Source organism: Clostridium sp. HV4-5-A1G, from assembly GCF_900184915.1.
GTDB classification, from domain to species: Bacteria; Bacillota; Clostridia; order Clostridiales; family Clostridiaceae; genus Clostridium_B; species Clostridium_B aromativorans.
The window spans coordinates 1-3,039 of record NZ_FXYI02000272.1 but is presented as its reverse complement, the minus strand read 5'-3'; the positions used below and the strand labels follow the sequence as shown (position 1 = coordinate 3,039).

Annotated in this window: 1 rRNA gene; it reads left to right on the top strand. The window is 51.7% G+C overall.

Annotation, left to right across the window (positions count from 1 at the left end):
• The first annotated feature begins 97 nt into the window (after positions 1-97).
• A 23S ribosomal RNA gene (locus J5G60_RS17560) occupies positions 98-2,993 on the top strand.
• The last annotated feature ends 46 nt before the right edge of the window (positions 2,994-3,039 follow it).

The window sequence follows — 3,039 nt, the reverse complement described above, 5'->3', positions numbered from 1 at the left end:
AGACTCGATAGAGGAGCGGAGTTTACTTATGTAAATGAGCACCGGAAAGAGAGTTTTGACGCAGTATTGTGAAGCTGATGGTAATTTTCGAAGCAAAGGTCAAGCTACAAAGGGCGCACGGAGGATGCCTTGGCACCAGGAGCCTAAGAAGGACGTGATAAGCTGCGAAAAGCTCTGGGTAGGCGCAAATAGCCAGAGAACCAGAGATATCCGAATGGGGAAACCCACCCGGCAAAGACCGGGAACTGGAGTCTGAATACATAGGACTTCAGAGGCAAACCCGGGGAACTGAAACATCTAAGTACCCGGAGGAAGAGAAAGAAAGATCGATTTTCCAAGTAGCGGCGAGCGAAAGGGAAAGAGCCCAAACCAGGAACTTGTTCCTGGGGTTGAGGTCAGGTCAAAAAGAGAGAGGAAGCTTAAGCGAATACAACTGGAAAGTTGAGCCGCAGACGGTAAAAGCCCGGTAGGTGAAAAGCAGAGACTCGAAGGCCTGAACCAGAGTACCACGAGACACGAGGAACCTTGTGGGAAGCAGGGAGGACCACCTCCCAAGGCTAAATACTACCTGGTGACCGATAGAGAAGAAGTACCGTGAGGGAAAGGTGAAAAGAACCCCGGGAGGGGAGTGAAATAGAATCTGAAACCGTGTGTCCACAAATAGTCGAAGCACAATAAAGTGCGACGGCGTGCTTTTTGTAGAACGAGCCAGCGAGTTGCGGTATGCAGCAAGGTTAAGTACTTAAGGTACGGAGCCGGAGGGAAACCGAGTCTTAAAAGGGCGGGAAGTTGTATAGTGCAGACCCGAAACCGGGTGACCTATCCATGGCCAGGTTGAAGCGGAAGTAAAATTTCGTGGAGGACCGAACCACAATGGTGTTGAAAAACCATGGGATGAGCTGTGGATAGCGGAGAAATTCCAATCGAACTCGGAGATAGCTGGTTCTCCTCGAAATAGCTTTAGGGCTAGCGTCGGGAATGAGTAATGGAGGTAGAGCACTGACTGGGGTAGGGGCTGACAACAGTTACTGAACCCTATCAAACTCCGAATGCCAAATACTTGAATTCCGGCAGTCAGACTGCGAATGATAAGATCCGTAGTCAAAAGGGAAAAAGCCCAGACCACCGGCTAAGGTCCCAAAGTGTAAGTTAAGTGGAAAAGGAAGTGTGATCTCTAAGACAACTAGGATGTTGGCTCAGAAGCAGCCATACATTTAAAGAGTGCGTAACAGCTCACTAGTCAAGAGGTCATGCGCCGAAGATGTCCGGGGCTAAAACTTACCACCGAAGCTGTGGGCTAGAGATAGCGGTAGAGGAGCATGCTGTCCAGGTAGAAGCTGTACCGGAAGGAGCAGTGGACAGGACAGGAGAGAGAATGCTGGCATAAGTAGCGAGAAATAAGTGAGAATCTTATTGGTCGAAAACCTAAGGTTTCCTGGGGAAGGTTCGTCCACCCAGGGTAAGTCGGGACCTAAGCCGAGGCCGAAAGGCGTAGGTGATGGACAATCGGTTGAGAGTCCGATACCGCAGAATACCGGTAAAGACCCGAAGGGATGACGCAGGAGGATAGGATGTGCATACAGATGGAGGTATGTCCAAGCAGCGAGTAAGGGAAGGGAGGCAAATCCCCCTTTTCAATTGTGAGCTGTGACGGGGAAGCCGAAAGGCGAAGTATCCGAGATCACACTGCCGAGAAAAGTCTCTAGGGAGGTAAACTGTGCCCGTACCGCAAACCGACACAGGTAGGTGAGGAGAGGATCCTAAGACCATCGGAAGAATTGTTGTCAAGGAACTCGGCAAATTGACTCCGTAACCTAGGGAGAAGGAGTGCCTCGGAAGAGGCCGCAGAGAAGAGGCTCAAGCAACTGTTTATCAAAAACACAGGTCTCTGCTAAAGCGAAAGCTGAAGTATAGGGGCTGACGCCTGCCCGGTGCTGGAAGGTTAAGGGGAATACTTAATAGAGATATGAAGGTAAGAACTTAAGCCCCAGTAAACGGCGGCCGTAACTATAACGGTCCTAAGGTAGCGAAATTCCTTGTCGGGTAAGTTCCGACCCGCACGAATGGCGTAATGATTTGAGCACTGTCTCGACAACAAATCCGGCGAAATTGAAGTGCAAGTGAAGATGCTTGCTACCCGCGATTGGACGGAAAGACCCCGTAGAGCTTTACTGCAGCTTAACACTGAATTTCGGTATTGTCTGTACAGAATAGGTGGGAGACATGGAAGCATGGGCGCCAGCCCATGTGGAGCCGACGTTGGGATACCACCCTGACGGTACTGGGATTCTAACCGGGTGCCATGAAACTGGCGACGGGACAATGTTAGGTGGGCAGTTTGACTGGGGCGGTCGCCTCCGAAAGGGTAACGGAGGCGTACAAAGGTTTCCTCAGAAGGGTTAGAAATTCTTCGGAGAGTGCAAAGGCAAAAGGGAGCCTGACTGCGACACAGACAGGTGGAGCAGGGACGAAAGTCGGTCTTAGTGATCCGGTGGTACCTCGTGGGAGGGCCATCGCTCAACGGATAAAAGCTACCTCGGGGATAACAGGCTGATCTCCCCCAAGAGTTCACATCGACGGGGAGGTTTGGCACCTCGATGTCGGCTCGTCGCATCCTGGGGCTGAAGTAGGTCCCAAGGGTTGGGCTGTTCGCCCATTAAAGCGGCACGCGAGCTGGGTTCAGAACGTCGTGAGACAGTTCGGTCCCTATCCGTCGCGGGCGCAGGAAATTTGAGAGGAGCTGTCCTTAGTACGAGAGGACCGGGATGGACTGACCTCTGGTGAACCAGTTGTTCCGCCAGGAGCACCGCTGGGTAGCCAAGTTGGGAAGGGATAAACGCTGAAAGCATCTAAGCGTGAAGCCCCCCTCGAGAAGAGATTTCCCACAGCGAAAGCTGGTAAGACCCCTCGGAGAACACGAGGAGATAGGTCAGGGGTGTAAGCAGGGTAACCTGCTCAGCTGACTGATACTAATAGGTCGAGGGCTTGACCAAAAGAAGACATGGAAGAGATATTTACTGTGCAATTTTGAGAGAACAG